The sequence below is a fragment of the Paenibacillus terricola genome (assembly GCF_014779765.1).
GTDB lineage: Bacteria > Bacillota > Bacilli > Paenibacillales > Paenibacillaceae > Paenibacillus_T > Paenibacillus_T terricola.
Genome location: NZ_JACXZA010000003.1, coordinates 602,058 through 621,359 on the forward strand (window position 1 = coordinate 602,058; position 19,302 = coordinate 621,359).

Here is a 19,302-nt window from a genome sequence, read left to right on the forward strand (position 1 = left end):
CGAATCAGCGTAGGGATTATGCGGAAGTGGGCTTCGGAGCATCCAAACCGAAACGTTGCGAGTAGGCTTTGGCGAAAGTCCCGTCGTTACAAGGGACGCGTATTCAAACATGCTGCATAGACATGTTTAGATACGTCAAAGCGAGTCCGATGATTCCCATCGGGCTAACGAAGGTGGTACCACGGGGTTTTCTCGTCCTTTACAGGATGAGGAAACCTCTTTTTGCATTGATAAGGAGGAATCATATGAGTCAAGAAATCGTATTAACAGGCATTAAGCCAACGGGCAAAGTACATCTTGGAAATTACATCGCAGCCATCAAGCCTGCGCTTGCCATCGCGCAAGAACGTCCATGCACCGCGCTCTATTTCATTGCCGACTATCATGGACTAACGTTCATTCAGGATAGGAATGAATTCAACGACCTTTCCTACGGAATTGCAGCAACATGGCTGGCAATTGGTCTGGATCCGGAACGTGTTATTTTCTACAGACAATCCGATGTTCCAGAGATATTCGAGCTGAGCTGGATCCTATCATGTCTGACTCCCAAAGGGCTGATGAATCGCGCCCACGCCTATAAAGCTGCTCTTGATACTAATCAGCAGTTAGACGTTGATCCAGACACTGGCGTTAATATGGGCTTATTCACTTACCCGATATTGATGGCGGCTGATATCCTGCTGTTTCAATCGGACATCGTGCCTGTCGGCAAGGATCAGATCCAGCATGTTGAGATCGCTAGAGATATTGCAGAAGCCTTCAATCGAAATTATGGGGAAACGTTCAAGATGCCGAATTACTTGGTAGACGAACATACTGCAGTCATCCCCGGTCTCGATGGCCGCAAAATGAGCAAGAGCTACAATAATACGATTCCGCTGTTCGAAACAGCAGAGAATCTGAAGAAGCTAATCGGCAAAATCAAAACCGATTCCACTCCCCCTCATGAACCAAAGGAACCGGATACATCGAATATTTTCTCGTTGTATACCCATTTTGCGACGCCAGATCAGATAGAAGCATTCAGAGATCAATTCCGCAGTGGGATTAGCTGGGGGGATGCGAAGCAGGAGCTGTTCCGAGTCGTGAATGCATTCTTGGAGCAACCGCGAGAGAAGTACAACGATCTCATTGCATCGCCAGATCAAATAGATAAGATTCTATATGAAGGCGCACAAAAGGCAAGAGCTCTGGCAGCACCTTTGCTGAATGAGGTCAAGCAGAGGATCGGACGTTATAGATGAGCAAAATGAAGACCGGGTAAGCGGAAGCTTATCCGGCCTTCGAGTTACACTCAGTTTTACCTATCCTAACTAATGCTGTTGATGTCCGTCACCATCAATTCCTTATTGGAATCTCAAGACAAAACCGATAATGCCCTTGGTTATGGTTAAGCGTTAGGTCGCCGCCATGCAGTCGGGCAATGCTTTGTGCAATAGCAAGTCCCAGCCCGGTACCCGATCCAATTAATGTGTTATCCGATGCACGCGAGTCATCGACACGATAAAATCGATCAAATAACCGCTCTTCCTGCTCGCTGGATAAAGCTTCCCCGTCATTCTCAATCTGAATGCTGATGCTGTCATTGATTAATGCGCAATGGACTTTAATCTCACCAGGACGATGCGAGAACTTTAAGGCATTCATAAGAAGATTGTCGATTGCACGAACCATTTTGTCCGGGTCAAGCAAAGCTGCTGTTTCGCTATCTGGCAATGTCCATGACACGGCGAGATCATGCTCCGCTGCAATCGGTTGAAATTCTGTTAAAAGTTGATGCAATAGTTCTTTAAAGTATATCTGTTGCAGTTGCAGCTTGGCCTCAGGGGAAGTAAGCCGGGTGTATTCGAATAACGAATCTATTCGTTTCTGAAGGCGAATGGCCTGATGATAAGTATGCTCTACGTATCTATCATATTCGGTTTCCGTTCGATAGCTCCTATCCTTCAGGAGATGAATATATCCGATCATGCTTGTGAGCGGAGTCCGAAGATCATGAGAGATCCCCGTAATAAGCTCCATGCGGTTCCGTTCATCCCGCCGCTCCTTTTCCCGTTGAATTTGCAATCGTTCAGCCATCGAATTGATATGAACGGCCACTGTTCCGAGTTCATCTTCTCGATCCACGGATGCTCGTTCTTCGAAATTTCCTGCGGCAATGACGGAGATGCTGTGGATTGTTTTCTGCAAGAAGCGAATAATCGGTCGGGTCAGCAGAAGAAAGGTAAAAAAGAAACTAAGAAGAAAGATAGATGTCGGCAACATAACAAACACGCTTATGGTGAAGCTATTAATATTATCTTGAATCCATTCCCCTACCCATTGGAAGGCGATTCCCCAAACAAGATAGGTGAAAATTAAAGCGAGTATTGCGCTTAACAACATAAGCCAGAACAATTTCAGACGTAAATTACTGATGCCAAATAGTTTCAGAACCCTATGCATCTATTTTGTATCCCACTCCCCAGACAGTCTTAATGAACCGCGGTTCTCGTGGATTCGTCTCGATCTTCTCTCGTAAGTTGCGAATATGAGCCATGACATTGTTCTCGGAGTTCATCGCTCGTTCTTTCCATACCGCTTCGTAGATGTGATTTGCACTAAACACCTGTCCCCGATGTCTCCCAAGCAGTTCCAATATTCCGAACTCAAGCGGTGTCAGCTGCACTTTCTTCTCTCCTATGCTCACCAGATGACGTCGGAAATCGATAATAAGGCTGCCGATTTGAATATAGTGTTCGTCCTGTTGAGGCGTTATACGTTGACTTCGGCGCAACTGCGCTTTGACCCGAGCCACTAACTCAAGCGGATTAAACGGCTTACCTAGATAATCATCTGCCCCCATGGTTAGTCCGTTAATCTTATCAATGTCTTCTTGCTTTGCCGATAACATAAGAACCTGAACCTCAGACTGTTCACGGATTTTCCTACAGGTCATAATACCATCAAGCCGGGGCATCATAACGTCGAGAATAACCAAATCGACCATCTCTCGACTCATAACTTCCAATGCTTCGATTCCGTCAGCAGCCTCAATGGTTCGTATATTTTCATTGTTAAGATACACAGTAATGACATCGCGAATATCTTTCTCGTCATCTACGACAAGGACTAGATGCTGTCTCAAGTCAATCAACCCCTTAACTCTAATGCTAGTTCCATTCTTCCTGCTCCGTCCATTTGCGGCAGCAATAAACAAATGCAGGCGGTAAATTCAATGGTACCAGACGAATATCTTCGATTTCAAAGCATTTCGCCAGCAGCGGCTTCATTTGAAGCGAATATTGAAAGGCTATAAACTGTCCTCCAGGCTTCAGCGACATTGTAATTTGTTCAAGCAGCCTTTCCCTGATTGCTGGAGAGAAATTGAAGAATGGGAGCCCGCTTACGATGCAATCTACCTGATCAATCCCATTCTGATGAAGAGCATCCACCATATGCTCAGCAGCAGGATAGCAGTGGTAATCGGGAAACTTAGCTTGAAGCTCAGAAGCCAACCTCGGTTCTTTCTCGAACAACACCACTTTTGTATCGCAGTGAACACGCTGCGCAAGTGCGCGAGTAATAGCGCCTGTACCGGCCCCAAGCTCCGCAATTACGCCTAACGAATCTTCCCTGATCGCATTCACCATCGTTGTGGCTAGTCGAGGGGAACTCGGAATGATGCTCCCCATTTGTCTTGGATTCCTTAAGAAATGAGTTAGAAACGAGCGGCGCTCCTTATTCAGTAGAAACATGATGCTTGCCTCCTTTCAGAGTCAAGCGTCTCTGCTGCATCCACACTAAAGCGATACCCGCAACTTGGAATAATAACTCACCGACTAGAATGCCTCCGACAACATCTGCTAATACGTGCTGCTTGATCAATATCGTGGAGGAGATAATAAGGACGGACATCGCTGTTGTTGCCCACCGGAATAATCGGTTGAATCCTGCTCCGCCGCGAAGCATGAGATAGCTGGTTAACACATGAATGCTCGGGAAACAGTTGAATGGCTGGTCATGTCGATACACGATCCAGACTAAGCGGTTGAACAATCCAGTCTCAGGCAGATTCTCCGGACGCGGGACAGTCGTTTGAAATATATAATATACGAAATATGCAACGATCAGGCCGCTGCATAATGCAAACAGCGTTCTATAATAGGCCGCCCTATCCTTGAATGCCAATCCGATTAATACAACCGCAATAAACGGATACCACAGAACATACGGGATAACGAAACTTGAAACGAAAGGCGTTATTCGATCAAGATCCGTTACAAGACTATAGACGTGTTCCGTGGGATGGTTTAATCGCTGATAACAAATATTTAATAATGGAATCATGAGAAGCCATAGTAGAGGCAGCCACGTTGAACGGTTTCTTGTTAATCGGTTCACAGTATCATCTCCTGAGTTTGTTGATAAGGAGAATGATATCCATCAACTCTGAGAACCTTAGAAGGATTTTTCTGAAGAAATTCTGAAGAAGTATAGGATGCTCATGGATTAGACCGCCGCTTTAATACAATATAAGAACTTGATGCTACCATGATGAGAAGCAAGAGCATTTTCTGATCAAATAAGGGGTTCAACATGTCCCCTAGGTGACTTCCGACAAACTTGCCAAATACAAAAAAGGTAGATGTCCAAACGAATGCACTGGAATAAGAAATTAAAGCGAATTTCTTAAACGACACGTTGCTTAAGCCTACAAGCAGGGGAAACATGTATCGCACGATCGGCACAAAAAAGGCAAGACACATAGCGAGATCTCCGTGTTTCTTAAAAAGATTGTTCGCTTTTTCAAAATAACGATTCTCTTGAAGCTTTTTGTTGAATTTCTCCCCGAACAATCTACCGGCAGCAAAAGAGATTGTTATTGCGATGAATAAGCCGACTAAGATCGATATATACACCAGCCAGGGATTTAATGCACCTTTATTGCTTAGAATGGCACCTGTTAATAACGTGACTTCATTGGGAACTGGAATTCCGAACGGTCCTAAGCAGAAAGCTAAGAAAAAAATCAAATATCCGTAATGCTCCACTTGATGGATGATGATATCGCTTATCATTAATACTCTCCCCTTGGAATGTCGTTGAGAGTATATTAGTTTAGAGATCTGAAAAGCTTAGCAGAATAATTCTGAAGAAATTCTGAAACTCTCATGAGTCGTCTCGGGCAGTCAAACAGAGGATTGGATGTTATAGATGAGCAAAATGAAGACCGGGCAGACGATTGTCTGCCCGGTCTTTCACCAGTCGTACGAGATTAAACCCCAGTCCATTTCGCGATCAACGCTTGCGCGTCTGCGATCAGAATGCTTCGCACCGTGCCGTCTACGGCCTGGACCGAAGCGTTATTCAGGTGCTTCAGGAAGTCTTGCATATGCTTAGCCGCTTGATCCGGTCGGTTCATGTCCAGCTTATGCTGCGCTTGATCGAGCGCATTGTGCAACTGCTGGCTCATCGCGTTGTTGAAGCTGGCTTTATACCGCTCGAGCAATTGATTGATCGAATCAATGCTTGTTGTTACATTGATTCCTAAGCTTTGTTCAAGCTTGTTGCCTGCCGCATCCACTACGGTAACAGCAGCTGTGTAAGCTCCCGACTTGCCAGCTAGATCGACCACTGCTTCTGTACCTTTGGTAAGATCCACTTGATAGATCGTACTATCAATTACGATCTGGGCTGCAGCTACACCGGACAAGTCGTCCGCAACTCGGAACGTTAACGGTATGCTATCTTCGATCGTACCTCCATCTGCGAACGGCTGACCATTCACGGACAGTTCGAAGCTAGGCTTCTTCTGATCAAGCAGCACGGATACCGCATCCGACAACGCCGATTCCCCTGAGAGACTTGAGCTGCTGACCTTGTAAGAATAGGTCACCGCAGGATTCAGACCGCTGTCCGTAAAGGACGTTGCGCTTCCCGAATAAACCGGACTGTAAGGACCATCCGAGCTTGCAGCTCGGTATAGTGTATACGATGTTGAGCCGATTACTTTATCCCAAGCCAAGGATGCTGAATCCGTCGTTGTCGCGGTGACTTCAAGCCCCTTAAATGGATTCGCCGGGATCGTCAGATCGTTGTCGACGATCATGATCCAGTTGATCAACGGATCCTGCGCCGCCGTATTCCGTACCGTTACATCGATCATGCCGTCCGTAACGTTAACCGTGTTGGCATACACTTGGTTAGAGATGAACGTAATGGCCGTCTTCTTCACGCCATTGATGTACAGATCTGCCTTGCGGGATGAATTGCTCCAAATATCGTTGAAGCCTGTATAAACCGTGTAAGCACCGTTGTGTACCGTAAACTTATAGGTCAGGTCCGTCCCTGCAGAGGAGCCGGAGACATTGCCGCCATTCAAATAACGAAGTGTGCTGAAAATATCGCCGTTCGCAGCGCCTGCCGGATTCGACTTCGTTCCCACATAGCCCCAAGGAGCCGGATCTCTTGGATTATAAGCTTGCTCCACAACAGATTTATTGATTAGTGTCTGCTGCATGTACGAGGCCATCAAATTATAATCACTTGTTGCTAGACCACCGCTGTTTACCCAATAGACCGTCTTCTCCGGAATGGCGCTGATCGTGAACCGCAGCGCTTTGTTGTTGAAGGCTGTCAGCTTGGCATCGAGCGTATAGGTGCCTGGCATTGCGAACGTATTTGCCGTCACCGGCTGCGAGTTAACCGACCAGGTGACCGGTGTTACAACGGAAGCCGACGATCCGATCGGCGTAACCGGAATTGCGGTTGGCAGCGTAAGCGCTGAGCCCGTTGTAACGACTTCCGGCAGCTGAATATTCGCGTGCACCCCGACCATTTTATCCAATAAATCCTTCGTCCAGCTGCTGTACCACTTGATCGTCATCTCGGAATCTTGGCCGAACTCAATCGGCAGCCATACGTACTTCGCGGCTCCGTTCGCAAACGATCCGCCGTTCCAATCATCGCCGACATAGATGAACTTGCCGCTGGCAGCATCAACTGGAATTACCGCCGACGACTGGGAGTTGAAAGCTTTCTTCGGATCGGGATCGGAGGCCGATGTTCGAACGAACGGATCGGACAGGGTCGACCATGTTCCGAGCATACTGTCCGCCACGCTGAACATGTTCACGTTCGGAGCCCATCCCGTTGCGCCTGACGTGATCAGGTAATACTTGCCGTTATATTTGAACGCAGCAGGAGCTTCACGCACACCACCTGGGAAGACTCGAATATAATCCGTGCCGTATATCGCTTTGTAAGTCGTGTCGCGAACCGGATTGCCATTGGCATCAACATTGCCGTCCTTGTGCCAACCTGCAACGTCGGAGTAATCGTCCAGCAGCTTGGAGATGTAGATCGTCCGATTCTCTTCACTGGAGTAAATCAGATAGGCAGTGCCGTCATCATCCTTGAACAGGTTCATATCCCGCGCCATCCCTTTGTCGGATGGGAAATAGTCCGTCTGATCCGCAGGTGCCATATCCATCCGGTAGCTCCGCTGGTAGACGAATGGACCCGTCGGCGAGTCGCTTATCGCGTAACCTGCTTGCGCTTTGCCATAGTTCTGCGCATTGTTGTCGGCATTCTTATCGCCGTCCATGTGTGCCCACATGACGTACTTATGCGTCTTCTCATTGTAGATCACTTTCGGACGCTCGAGGATCCGCCCCACCCGAATATCCGCCCAAACGTTATACGTATCCGTTCTGCTGGCATACAGCTGGGAGATAAGCGGATCGTTCGTGAAATCATCCATCGACTTCACCAACGTAAGCGCCATGCCTTCATCCTTCCAATTGTACAGGTCTGTGGACGAATAAACGCGGACGCCTTGACCAGGCCACACCCCGTTATGGTACTCGCCGTACCAATAATATTTGCCCGTCTGCTCATCGTACATAAAGCCAGGTCCATGGGCATCAATCACGTTGCCATCCGTATCCCGCATGATCTGATCTGGCAGGAAGGACGTGTAAGGTTCCATATGAAACAGCCCCGTACGCGCGGCGGCCAGCTTGCTTAGCTGATCTCTAACCCCGCCTGCTCCGATCTGGGCAGCATCTGAGTCCATAACGATTCCTCCGCTAGTCACCTTATCCGCAAAAGCTTGCGCCGCGACGAGTGCAGCATTCGCAGCGGCAATCGTACTGGAGGTATAGTAACGTGTGCCGTCCGCATTCGTCCGTAACATCTCAGACTGCAAGTCTGCGATCTTCGTCTGTAAGAATGACAACGGAATAGCCGTCTGTACCGTAATCAATCCAACCATCGGGTCATGATATTGATCATAAGGACCAGCCGAAGGCGCTTTCACCGCTACATTCAGTTCACCGTCGGAAACATTCACTTTATAAGAACGTTCCACGAGTGTAGTCTCAGGCATACTCAGATCGCCGGAGACGTTGCTTCCTTCCAGCACAATGCTGAAGTTCCGCGTGCTCCAAGGGTTCCTGACGCCAACGGTTACATAATAATTGCCAGCCTCCGGCAAAGCGAAGCTGTAATTGACTGCCGTGTTAGTATTGTGCGTACTGCCCGAATAATAGCGGACCGAAGAATACTTATCGCCCGAGGTGCTTGTCCCCGTGTTAGAGCCGTATCCCCACTTCTTGCCCGTTACCGGATCGGTACCATACGCCTGATCCGTTACGCTCTGATATAAGCCCATCACATCGCCCGGGTCTGGTTGAGTCGGACTGGCGTCAGCGGCATCAGCGTAATAAAGCGTGTAATGATGATCGGCAAGCTGTTCATCCGAATAACCGCCAGCGGACGAATCGGCCGCTGCCGCTATCCCTGTCAACGCCTGCGTTAAGGTGAGCGATGAGAGCAGAGGCAGCATCATAAGTTTGGACTTCATTCTCATAAGTTCATCCCCTCTTTCCAAGTATGTATGATGGCATCCCGTACAGCATCAGTATAGAGGGAGACGAACAGAGAAGGGGAGTGAACGATTCCGCGAAGTCTGTCCATATGGCGGCGGCGGCATATGAACTTTTTGGACACAAGTGAACAAATACGGAAAAGTGCATAGGAATGCGGCTTCCGAGTGGTTTAATGCGTTATTCCTACCGTTAAAAAAAGCTCACCGCCTCATGCGCGGCGATGAGCTCTCCTTTAGGTGACTATTCGGGTCAGGACATGATCCCAACATGCTTCTTAAAGTTAATGATTAGTTGGTGCCGCAAGTCCAACCTGCTCGATCAATTTCTTGCTTTCTTCATTCAGGCCGATGATGACGACCTTTTTGCCTAATTGCTCATATTTCGTGATCGCCTTCCCAATAGCCGTGACTGCCGAATGATCCCAAACATGCGAGGAGCTGAAATCAATGACGACAGACTCCGGATCGTTGCGGAAATCGAACAGATCTACAAAGTGCGTCATCGTGCCGAAGAAGAGTTGTCCGGTAATGCGATAAACCTTCGTTCCCTTCTCATCGACCGATGCATTCGCTTTGATCTTCGCCAGACGCCATCCGAAGTTCAGTGCGCTTAAGATAACACCGGTAATTACACCGATTGCGAGGTCAGACGTCGTAACCACCACCGCTACCGTAACAACCATAATAACGGCGTCACTGCGTGGGATCTTCGTAAGAGTCCGCAAGGAATTCCAGTCGAATGTGCCGATGGACACCATGAACATGACACCAACTAACGCTCCCATTGGAATTTGTTTGACGACGCTGCCCAATACTAGAATCAAGAACAGAAGAACAACGCCGGAGACGAGTGTAGAAAGACGCGATCGGCCGCCAGACTTCACGTTAATGACCGTCTGACCGATCATCGCGCAGCCTGCCATACCGCCGAATAGACCGGATACTACGTTCGCAATGCCCTGCCCTTTCACTTCTTTGTTCTTATCGCTCTTCGTTTCCGTCATTTCATCAACGATCGTTGCCGTCATTAATGACTCCGTAATCCCTACGACTGCAAGCGCAAGCGAAATCGGCAGGATCGTCCAAATCATATCCAAGGATAAGACAACGTCAGGGAGATGGAAGAACGGCAGCTTCTGCGTGATCTCTCCCATATCGCCTACCGTCCGCAGATCAAGATTGAACGTAATGGATATAATCGTCATGATGATGATTGCTACTAATGCAGATGGAACAGCCTTCGTCACAAGCGGAAGCAAATAAATAATCGCCAGCGTTGCCGCAACCATCACGTACATAAGCCACGTTGCTCCTTCAAAACTTGGAAGCTGCGCCATGAAGATAATAATCGCCAATGCATTCACGAAGCCCGTGACGACGGAATGCGGAATAAACGTGATGAACTTGCCGAACTTCAGAAGTCCCATTACATACTGAATGATGCCGGTAAGAATCGTCGCTGCAAATAAATATTCGATGCCATGCTTCACGACTAATGGTCCCATCAAGGAAGCCATAGCTCCGGTAGCCGCAGAGATCATGCCCATCCGACCGCCGACGATAGAGATCGTAACTGCAATGCAGAAGGAAGCATACAGTCCGACCATCGGGTCGACGCCGGCAAGAATCGAGAATGCAATCGCTTCCGGAATCAACGCAAGCGCAACGGTCATGCCGGATAGGATGTCCCTTCTCACGTTGAACAACCAAGAATTTTTCAGTTTGTGGTACAACAAAAAAACGTCCACTCCTTGTCTCTTTTTAATAATAATGGGGTCCGCTCATATACGTTGGGGTGAAGCAATACAAGTAAAATGACTTTCCACTCTCAGAAAAGTCGGGTCCGATAATCAACGTTTTCAATTATACCTAGGATGACTATTTTTCTCTACCTCAAATTTTGTAAATGCTCTTGTCTTTTAAACTAAGTTGTATATAATGGAGTCTAAGTTTAAAACTTTTAAGGTTATCTAGGGTTCCGCGATGATGAATCGGCTGGTCCGAGAGATAACGCACAACTAATAGGTTGTGTCACGGAGGGATAAAAGCCTGGGAGATAAACTGTCGATGACAGTTTGTTTCCCAGGCTTTTTTGCTGCTTAAGGACACACCATCAACAAGATTTCGACTCTGAAAGGGAGTGTTTGGAATGAACAAAACATGGTTGTCCGTATTAATTGCCGCATTATTCGAAGTGACTTGGGTAATCGGTTTGAAACATGCCAATGAAGTCTGGGAATGGGGCGTTACCATTGTTGCAATCATTGTTAGCTTCTATTTGATGATCATGGCGTCTCGCTCGCTTCCCGTGGGGACTGTTTACGCTGTTTTCGTAGGCCTAGGTACCGCTGGCACTGTTCTAGCTGAGATCCTGTTATTCGGTAATCCCGTACAGCTCTCCAAGGTGGTGCTTATCGGCACGCTGCTTGTTGGAGTAGTTGGGCTGAAGATGTTAAGCAAAGATACACAGAAGGAGGCTGCATAACATGGCTTGGGTATCTCTTGTTCTAGCTGGTTGTTTCGAGATGTTTGGTGTTCTTATGATCAACAAATTAAACAAAGACAGAAATGCCGCAGCCTTGTTACTGCTATTAGCAGGCTTCGGGTTAAGCTTTCTGTTCTTATCTATAGCAATGAAGACTCTGCCGATGGGAACAGCGTACGCAGTATGGACGGGAATCGGCGCATCCGGGGGAGCCATTCTTGGGATGATCTTTTATGGCGAACCTAAGAATATCTCCCGCATCCTATTCATTGCGTTGGTTCTGGCATCGGCAGTCGGGTTGAAGTTGGTTAGTTGACGATTCACGGATAAGAAGACACAAAGAGCGCGACCGCCTAATTCGGGCAGTCGCGCTCCGTTCTGTGACCTACTGTGCCGATACGTTCATACTATCGATATTCGGCCCCTCCGTGCCGGTCGTTACGACCCGAATCGTATTCGTTCCGCTGTTCATTGCGACCTGGATTGTTTGCTCTCCCCATGTCGTCCAACTGCCAGTCGCCGCGAAGGCTGCATTGCTGATCACTTTGGTTCCATTCACGTATACATCGAGGTTTCTTGTACCGGATGCGAGTGCGTACCGGAACTTCACATTTTTCGTTCCGGCTACGGCGCAATATACATTGTTCCACTGAATGGCTGCATCCGAATAAGCATTGAAATTGACATAGCCAGTGCCGTTATAACCTGTGTACAGCGTTTCGGTCACGGCGTTCGTCAAGGTTGTGCCCGTCTCTGCTTCATACGTCGTACTGCTGCCGCCTCCCGTGCTGCCCGTGCTGTAATCGCCAACGAAGGTTGTCACGCTCTGAGCCGGAAGCTGGGCCGTGAAAGCGCCATTCGATACGCTAATGTTGCTTTGCGCTGCCGCGTTTCGGGTTCCGTCCGTTACATATGGCGTTACTTGTGCAGCGGTTCCGTTCTGCAGCACGAATCGTTGACTCACTGCGGATGTCCCTCTGTTAATCGCTACAATAACGACCTTGCCGCTTCCTTTATAAGCAGACACAAAGACGTTCGTATCCGGGTTCTTCGTTGCATCGACCCTGACATATCCAGGACGAACGAACTTCGAGAATTGCGCCATGGAGTAACCGCGTTTGCTTATCGTTCCATCCTCTTTCAATGGACCGTATTGCCTGCGAATATACCACCATACATACGTTTGAAAATCGCCTTCGACCATCGCGTTGTGCATATGATAGGCAACATCCAGAGCTTCAGGCCAGCGATCCGCCGAGTTGGCGTCGCTGTTCGGATAGTACACTTCCGTCATCCACAACTCTTTGCCCGCTCCTTTCTGCTTGAATAGCGGATAGGCGAAGCTGCTGAACGGCGTACCGTACGTATGGGCTCCCAGAATGTCCATATTCGCAAGCGCTTGCGCGTCGTTCAGTATCGGGTCGGACATGTTCTTAAGATATTGGAACGATTCCGGCGCCATCACTCTGCTATTGATAGAGCCCGCATTCTCTTTCATGAAACGAAGCATCTCTTCAGGCGTCCACCATGTCCACGTATGCGCGTAATCGGGTTCATTCTGAACCGAGATGGCATACAGATTGACGCCGTTATTTTTCATATACGTTACAAAATCATTCAGATGCTGAGCATAAGCCGCATACTTATCGTAACGCAGCCTCTTCGCTGTCGTATCGCCGTTGCGATTGAACGTCTCTGTCATGCTGCTTGGCGGGTTCCACGGCGTAGCGAATACGATCGCGCCGTGCGCAATCGCGCTCTGCGCGGTCGGAAGCTCTTTATACCAATTGTTCGGATCCTCATCGACATGAATCCTCAGAACGGAGAAGCCAAGCTGATTATTGCCATTGCCGAAAACCGTTTCCCGCTGCGCAGCAGTCAAGTCCGTTGTCCACACTGGGTGGTTCATGCCGCCAAAGCCGCGAATCAACTGCTTCTCAGCCGATAGATTGACGACCGCATCGCTCGCGGCTGATACCTCGTTAGAGTAACTTGTCGTTAGCAGACACGATAATGCCGTTACGCATGCGAGAAGCAAGCTGATTGACTTTCTTAGGCCAGTTTTCACTGCATTCATCTCCTTCATATTTTATTCACTTCCTGCAAGCTCGAATTCCTTTTTCCTGTCATTCTCCTCCTTCTAAGCATTTGACGCCGTACAAGTGCTCCTCCTTTCATGGAATGTAAGGGAGTTTGGTCGTGCAACTAGATATTAAAACGCTTTCTTTTCCAGTTAAAGCAACTATTTTTTACTTTTAGTTCACTTTTTGTCATCTTCACTCGGCTACTAATCAAGCTAGCTTAATAGAAAAATAGCGGCAGCTATGGACTGCTAAAGTCCACGGCTGCCGCTATTTTCTTGTTTCGGTTGACTGTTCGATTAACGTACCGTAATTAAAAAGGCGTACTGTACGCCTACCGCTCCTCTACGATCGCTACACCCCAACGCGCCAGCTCGATCGTCTCTCCTGAGACAACTTCCCGATCGTTAAGCAGTTCGCTGCCATTCCCGTATGGATAAACAAACGACTGCGGTTGGTCCGAATAGTTGAAATAATAGCGAACATTATTGTCTTGCTCGTTAGTCCCGGACTTTACAATGATCGGGAATTGAAGCTCCTGATCCACTCCCCATATTCCCGCTTCTCGGCTGGCGCCCTCCAACACTTTGCGTACAACGGCTTCGCTTGGCAGGCAGCCGATATAGGTTGCCATGCCCTTGCCGTAACGGTTCGTTGTGATCGCGGCATATTGTCCCCAATGCGGATGCTCGTACCAAGCGAGCACCTCGGCTGTTGTTGGGGTGAGCAGCTCCATCCAGACGCTGACGGTGTTCTCCGACGCCTTAACGTCGAATGGATTTTCCTTGAGCGATACTTTGCCCGGCTCTACGAACTGCGAATAAGAAATGCCGCAAGCCTTCTCAATCAAGCCCGGTTGAGCGCTTGTCCGCACTTTGATATGCTCGTTGGCAAAACCGCTCTTGAACGTGTACACGACATGTCCGCCGTTCTCGACGTACTCGTTCAAGGCATTCAACAGTTCATCTGAAGCGGTGTACAGAGCTGGTACCACTATGAGATCGTAATTGCCGAACTGATCGGATGAACCCGGATACAAGATATCGCAGCCGATGTTCATCTCATACAAACGATCGTACATTAGACGAACTATATCATTGTAACGAACTTCGCCGCCAGGCAGCTTGAACCAATCCAGCGACGTCAGCGCTTCGTTGCTGACAAGAACGGCGGCGCGGTTCTCCTTCTTCAGGTTGACCAGCTTGTCCGACAGACGTGCGAACTGCCGGCCAATCGTTTTCGCTTCGTCATACGTCGGGTTCGGCCCCATGTCATGGCTGAGCAGACCCTTCCAATACGTCTCGAATGAATTATGAATGGAGTGCCAATGCCAGTACTCAACCATATTTGCGCCCGATGCCAGATGGCTGAATGCCTGCAGCGTCAGTTGGCCAGGATAAGGCGTCCAATTCGGAAACGCCTGCGCTTGAGTTTCAAGTACGAAATAGTTCGAACTTTTGAGCGAACGTGTCGAGTCTCCGCCGAACGAAATCTCCTTGCCGGTAAGGTCGTCCTGCGAAGGATGGTAAATATCGACGCCTGCGATATCCAGCGCTTTGGCAGCCTCATAATGATCGACATCCGGCTGAACGCCGAAGGAATACCCGCGCCATTCGAAGTCAAAGTTATGCGTCACGAATTGACCCGGACGTTTGTATTCATTCACAATCGCCGTCTGCCATGCGAGGAAATCGGTAACTAGCTTACGCTGGAACTTCGCGAACGCTGCACCAAGGCTGCCATTGATCGTACCCACGACCGAAGGGAAGTCCTCCCAGCTATTAATCCGGTTGCTCCAATAATCAAGACCGTACGCTTCATTCAGCTTCTCCACCGTGCCGAACTGCTCTCTCATCTGTTTGACGAACTGAAGCTGCACGTTAGGACCGCTCGTCCGATAATGCTTCGTTTCATTATCGACCTGATAGCCGATGACAGCTGGATGATTGCATACCCGGCTGATCAGCTTGCGGATGATACGTTCAGAATAAAACAGGTACGATGGATGCGTGATGTCCATGATCTGCCGTGCACCATAACGTCCCGGTCCATCCGGTGTCTCCGCCAGCACATCCGGATGCTCCTTGACCATCCAAGTAGGAATCGCGTATGTCGGCGTTCCTACAATGACATGAATTCCCGCCTCATGCATCGCATCCAGCACGCGGTCCACGCTGGAGAAATCGAATACGCCATTCTGCGGCTCATGCGTGCTCCACGTGGATTCAGCAATGCGGACAAGGTTAATGCCCGCTGCTTTCATCATTTCAATATCGGTGCTCAGTCTCTCGTAAGGCATATATTCATCGTAATAAGCAACCCCATATAGCAGCTTCTTCAATGTCATCTCTCCCATGTTTGTTTTCGCTTGCTATAAACCGAACTTTGTGAACACGAACTATAAGTTATTGCGGTACTGCGTTGGCGTCATGCCGGAATACTTCTTAAACACTTGGAAGAAGTACTTCTCATCCTGATAACCGGATTCATGCGCAATATCCGATATCCGAAGGCTTGGATCCCTCAACAGGCGGGAAGCATACTCGATCCGAATACGGTGCAAATACTCGATAAAGCTTGTCTGCAGCTGCTGCTTGAACAAATAGCTGATATATCCAGGCGTCACATAGACCTCGCGTGCGACGGACTCCCTGCTGATATCCAGACGGAAATGTTCTTGCACGTAAGCCAATATGGACTCGAACAGCTTATTGCCGTTCTTACGCGTGGACAACTGATCAGCGATGGTTAGGGCTGTTTCCGTCAGCGTCGTCATGATGTGCTCAAGACCGGAACGAGCCATCATGCGGGGGATTTCATCGAGTCCGCTGCCGAACACCTCGTTCACATTGACATTGCGCTCGATACAATCCCGATAAAGCGCAAAGTAGAGCGCATAAATCGAGTTGATTACGCTCTCCTTCGAAGAGCTCTCCGGCTTAAGTGAGGCTAGAAAATCCTGCAGACTGCCGCGAATCGCTGTTTCGTCCCCTTTGCCGATTGCCTGAAGCACCGCCCGCTCGTTCTCTAACGGATACGAGGTTTGGGTAAAATCCTCTTCCTCCGCTGCCTCGAGATAATCCGTGATTTTCGAATCGCCTTCATAGAATCTTGCATTCAACGCTTTCTGTGCCTCAAGAAACGACACGCGGAAATGCCGGATGCTCTGATCAAAGCTGCCAATCCCAATGGAGACCGTGAATGGGAGAAAACGCATCGCGTTGTGTTGAGTCGCTTCGGCGTATGGAACAATCAGCTTCGTATCCAGCCATTCGTCTGCATTCATGAGCAGCACGATGTCATCGTTATCTTCGAAGGCAGCGGAATGGCATATAGGAATGAACGTTTCCTCGGCAATATTTTTGAGTGCGTATTTGTATAGCTCAATATCGACGCTGCCGTATTTCTGCTGCACGAGATGCAGGTTGTCGATCTTTACGACGAGCACTCCAAAGAAGGGCAGCGGGAATGTGATGTCGCTAAGCTTTAAGTTGCTCATCAGCCGCTCCAATGGAGGATTCTCGGACATCACTAATCGGTTAAGCGCGTACTCCTTCAAGAAAGGGAAGCTTTCTCGAAAACCGCTGCGCAGCCCCTCCAGTTTCTCATTCTCCTGCCTTCGCTTCGCGATATCGTTCGTAATCTTGACGACCAGATCCAGAATCTCTTGACGGCGGCTCGGCTTGAGCAGATAGTCGACGGCACCAGCGGCCATCGCCTTCTGGGCATATGCGAATTCGTCATATCCGCTCATAATGATGCATTTGGCAGCCGGATATAATTTCGAGACCTGCTCGATCAGCTCAAGTCCGTCCATAACCGGCATCCGAATATCCGTCAGCAATATGTCTACGCCGGTGCCTTCCATGATCTCGAGCGCTTCCGCCCCATCCCGAGCTTCTCCTACAATCTCAATCCCGTGAGCTGCCCAATCAATCAGCATTCGGATGCCCGTACGAGCTCTCTCTTCATCATCCACGATAAGCAGTCGATACATGCTTCCTCACTCCTCCTTCATGGATAGAACCGCAGGTATCGAAAGCTGCACCCGCGTACCCTGTCCAGGCTTGCTGTTATAGATCAATTCGAAATCGTCCTTATAATAATGCTTCAGCCGTTCATGCACATTGCGGACCGCATAACCGCTTGTATCCTGCGCGACGTTGATGTCGTTCTCCTTCGGCAGCTCGGTTAGCTTGGCCAGCTCCTCTTCACACATCCCCAGACCATCGTCTTCGATAATGAACGTCAGACGTTCACCTTCTTGGCAGCCTGTTACCCGAACGAGGCCGCCACCTCGTTTCCGTTCGATGCCGTGCACGATGGCATTCTCGACGAAAGGCTGCAGAATCAGCTTCAGAATGATGTACTCGCTCATAGCCGGCGGAATATTGACCTCATATTCGAGCACATCGCGGAATCGCATTTTCTGCAGGGAAAGATAGAGTTCGAGCAGTTCCCGTTCTTTCGCGACGCTCGTGAAGCTTTTGCCGCGATTGAGGCTTAGACGGAATAAGCGCGATAGATTAATAATCATCTCGCTGATCTTGTCCTGTCCGGCAGACTCCGCTTCCCAGAATATCGTATCCAGCATGTTGTATAGAAAATGCGGATTGATCTGCGCCTGCAGCGCCTTGAGTTCTGCCTCCTGCTCCCTAAGCCGGAGCACGTAAACATCGTCAACCAGCGACTTAATATTTTCGACCATATTGTTATACCCCTGACTTAGATAGCCAATCTCATCTCCATATTTGACCTCTACTTTCTCATCGAACTGGCCGTTCTGGAAACGGCGCATCGACAGCAGCAGATTCTTAATCGGAGCGGTTAGGAAAGAAGTAAGCAGCAGCATGATCGGAATGCTCATAACCAACATACCTACAACGAGCAGCACGATAAACTGCTGGATGGAATTGAGCTCCTTGGTCAAGACGCTGAGCGGAACCGCATAGAGATACTGCCAACCATTCTCTCCTTTGCTGTACGTTAAAAGCAGGCTCTCCCCGTCCAACCGCACAACCTTGGATCCCGACTCCGGAACGGATCGAATCATCTCCAGCTCAGACTGCCCTTCCTTGTAAAATGGTTTGCCCGCTTCCAGCAGCGGCGCGCCGCTGGCATCCAGAATGACAAGCCCATGATCCTTGTCGTACAGATTCGCCAAGTATTGCGCCTTGATCGTCTCCTGATTGACGCCAACGAATATGAACCCGATCGCATACCCGTTATTCACATTCCGGACGATCCGGGTCATCCCAATCTTGTCCTTGCGGTTATTCTGAATAAACACATTGTCCGCAGGCATTGGAAACCAGAGCGGCGCACCGCGCAGATTGGCAGTCAGCTTATAGATCGGGTTCGCTTCAATCTGCTGAATCGTACCCGAACCGCTGCTGTCATCGGTTGCGACCTGGAATAAAGGCGGACCTTCCTTCCCATACAGCGCAACGTAGTCGAAGTTGCCCGTTAAGAGCATCTGATTCATCAGCGTCGTCGTCGACCCATTGTACAAGGCAGGATCAAGCGAACCTTCTGACGGCCTGACATCCGATTGAAGCGTCGACTGAATATAAGGGTCCATTACAAATACCGTTACCCAGTTGGAGATCGCCTTTTGCATCGACCGCATATTGTTCTCAACAACCCGTACAACGCCTAGATTGGTGGAGCTGACCTTGTTTACGACTTGGGTCTTTGACGTTTCAATCGCATAATACCCGAGCGCAACGGAAAACACTGTCATAAGCAGCGTGAACAAAATAATGATTTTGAATTTTAGGCTTAAGTTGAAATAAGCGCGAAGCATAAGGATCACAAGCCTTTACATATATGCTTTTTTTGTCATTCTAATCTTCCCTTGC

Annotated in this window: 14 protein-coding genes, 1 riboswitch and 1 other annotated feature (1 of these 16 cut by a window edge); of the genes, 3 read left to right on the forward strand and 11 right to left on the reverse strand. The window is 48.9% G+C overall.

Annotation, left to right across the window (positions count from 1 at the left end):
* Positions 1-203 (forward strand) — a binding site (T-box leader); it begins 60 nt to the left of the window's first position.
* 42 nt (positions 204-245) lie between these two features.
* The gene (locus H8B09_RS14655) at positions 246-1,247 is read left to right on the forward strand and encodes a tryptophan--tRNA ligase (protein ID WP_191204255.1); all 1,002 of its coding nucleotides are present in this window, start codon (positions 246-248) and stop codon (positions 1,245-1,247) included.
* Between the two features lie 94 nt (positions 1,248-1,341).
* On the opposite strand, the gene H8B09_RS14660 is transcribed toward H8B09_RS14655, so the two are convergent.
* The 7 genes from H8B09_RS14660 to H8B09_RS14690 form a co-directional block, all read right to left on the reverse strand.
* Positions 1,342-2,448 (reverse strand): HAMP domain-containing sensor histidine kinase, encoded by a 1,107-nt coding sequence (locus tag H8B09_RS14660; RefSeq protein WP_318152624.1) that lies wholly within the window; start codon positions 2,446-2,448, stop codon positions 1,342-1,344.
* Entirely contained in the window at positions 2,441-3,130 is a 690-nt protein-coding gene (locus tag H8B09_RS14665) for a response regulator transcription factor (protein ID WP_191204257.1), read from the reverse strand. Before H8B09_RS14665 ends, H8B09_RS14660 begins: the two co-directional genes overlap by 8 nt.
* 25 nt (positions 3,131-3,155) lie before the next feature.
* Positions 3,156-3,740 carry a class I SAM-dependent methyltransferase gene (locus H8B09_RS14670; RefSeq protein ID WP_191204258.1) on the reverse strand — a complete coding sequence of 195 codons (585 nt, stop codon included), beginning with the start codon at positions 3,738-3,740 and terminating at the stop codon, positions 3,156-3,158.
* On the reverse strand, positions 3,724-4,386 hold the full coding sequence (locus H8B09_RS14675; protein ID WP_318152625.1) for a phosphatase PAP2 family protein: 663 nt from the start codon (positions 4,384-4,386) through the stop codon (positions 3,724-3,726). The genes H8B09_RS14670 and H8B09_RS14675 overlap by 17 nt, the downstream gene beginning before the upstream one ends.
* 101 nt (positions 4,387-4,487) lie before the next feature.
* On the reverse strand, positions 4,488-5,063 hold the full coding sequence (locus tag H8B09_RS14680; protein ID WP_191204259.1) for a DedA family protein: 576 nt from the start codon (positions 5,061-5,063) through the stop codon (positions 4,488-4,490).
* A gap of 197 nt (positions 5,064-5,260) precedes the next feature.
* Positions 5,261-8,857: an FIMAH domain-containing protein gene (locus H8B09_RS14685; RefSeq protein WP_191204260.1), complete on the reverse strand. Its 3,597-nt coding sequence runs from the start codon at positions 8,855-8,857 to the stop codon at positions 5,261-5,263.
* A gap of 299 nt (positions 8,858-9,156) precedes the next feature.
* Positions 9,157-10,611 carry a SulP family inorganic anion transporter gene (locus H8B09_RS14690; protein WP_397376070.1) on the reverse strand — a complete coding sequence of 485 codons (1,455 nt, stop codon included), beginning with the start codon at positions 10,609-10,611 and terminating at the stop codon, positions 9,157-9,159.
* 223 nt (positions 10,612-10,834) lie between these two features.
* A riboswitch (guanidine-I (ykkC/yxkD leader) is annotated at positions 10,835-10,933 on the forward strand.
* A 91-nt stretch (positions 10,934-11,024) separates the two neighbouring features.
* On the opposite strand from H8B09_RS14690, the gene H8B09_RS14695 reads away from it, so the two are divergent.
* Both H8B09_RS14695 and H8B09_RS14700 read left to right on the forward strand, forming a co-directional pair.
* Entirely contained in the window at positions 11,025-11,360 is a 336-nt protein-coding gene (locus tag H8B09_RS14695; protein ID WP_191204261.1) for a DMT family transporter, read from the forward strand.
* Between the two features lies 1 nt (position 11,361).
* Positions 11,362-11,676, forward strand: coding sequence for a DMT family transporter (locus H8B09_RS14700; RefSeq protein WP_191204262.1), 315 nt, complete (start codon positions 11,362-11,364; stop codon positions 11,674-11,676).
* A 69-nt stretch (positions 11,677-11,745) separates the two neighbouring features.
* On the opposite strand, the gene xynC is transcribed toward H8B09_RS14700, so the two are convergent.
* The 4 genes from xynC to H8B09_RS14720 form a co-directional block, all read right to left on the reverse strand.
* Complete coding sequence (gene xynC / locus H8B09_RS14705) at positions 11,746-13,437, reverse strand: glucuronoarabinoxylan endo-1,4-beta-xylanase XynC (protein ID WP_224753670.1); 1,692 nt, start codon at positions 13,435-13,437, stop codon at positions 11,746-11,748.
* Between the two features lie 338 nt (positions 13,438-13,775).
* A complete protein-coding gene (locus tag H8B09_RS14710; protein WP_191204558.1) occupies positions 13,776-15,782 on the reverse strand; it encodes a beta-galactosidase in 2,007 nt (668 codons plus the stop codon).
* 57 nt (positions 15,783-15,839) lie between these two features.
* Positions 15,840-17,438 (reverse strand): response regulator, encoded by a 1,599-nt coding sequence (locus H8B09_RS14715; RefSeq protein ID WP_191204263.1) that lies wholly within the window; start codon positions 17,436-17,438, stop codon positions 15,840-15,842.
* 6 nt (positions 17,439-17,444) lie between these two features.
* Positions 17,445-19,247, reverse strand: coding sequence for a sensor histidine kinase (locus H8B09_RS14720; protein ID WP_224753606.1), 1,803 nt, complete (start codon positions 19,245-19,247; stop codon positions 17,445-17,447).
* Positions 19,248-19,302: the final 55 nt, after the last annotated feature.

What these genes read in the sequence shown, in the direction of transcription:
- H8B09_RS14655 (WP_191204255.1), top strand. Translation starts at nt 246, where the DNA reads ATGAGTCAAGAAATCGTATTAACAGGCATTAAGCCAACGGGCAAAGTA.
- H8B09_RS14660 (WP_318152624.1), bottom strand. Translation starts at nt 2,448, where the DNA reads ATGCATAGGGTTCTGAAACTATTTGGCATCAGTAATTTACGTCTGAAA.
- H8B09_RS14670 (WP_191204258.1), bottom strand. Translation starts at nt 3,740, where the DNA reads ATGTTTCTACTGAATAAGGAGCGCCGCTCGTTTCTAACTCATTTCTTA.
- H8B09_RS14680 (WP_191204259.1), bottom strand. Translation starts at nt 5,063, where the DNA reads ATGATAAGCGATATCATCATCCATCAAGTGGAGCATTACGGATATTTG.
- H8B09_RS14685 (WP_191204260.1), bottom strand. Translation starts at nt 8,857, where the DNA reads ATGAGAATGAAGTCCAAACTTATGATGCTGCCTCTGCTCTCATCGCTC.
- H8B09_RS14695 (WP_191204261.1), top strand. Translation starts at nt 11,025, where the DNA reads ATGAACAAAACATGGTTGTCCGTATTAATTGCCGCATTATTCGAAGTG.
- H8B09_RS14700 (WP_191204262.1), top strand. Translation starts at nt 11,362, where the DNA reads ATGGCTTGGGTATCTCTTGTTCTAGCTGGTTGTTTCGAGATGTTTGGT.
- xynC (WP_224753670.1), bottom strand. Translation starts at nt 13,437, where the DNA reads ATGAATGCAGTGAAAACTGGCCTAAGAAAGTCAATCAGCTTGCTTCTC.
- H8B09_RS14715 (WP_191204263.1), bottom strand. Translation starts at nt 17,438, where the DNA reads ATGTATCGACTGCTTATCGTGGATGATGAAGAGAGAGCTCGTACGGGC.
- H8B09_RS14720 (WP_224753606.1), bottom strand. Translation starts at nt 19,247, where the DNA reads ATGCTTCGCGCTTATTTCAACTTAAGCCTAAAATTCAAAATCATTATT.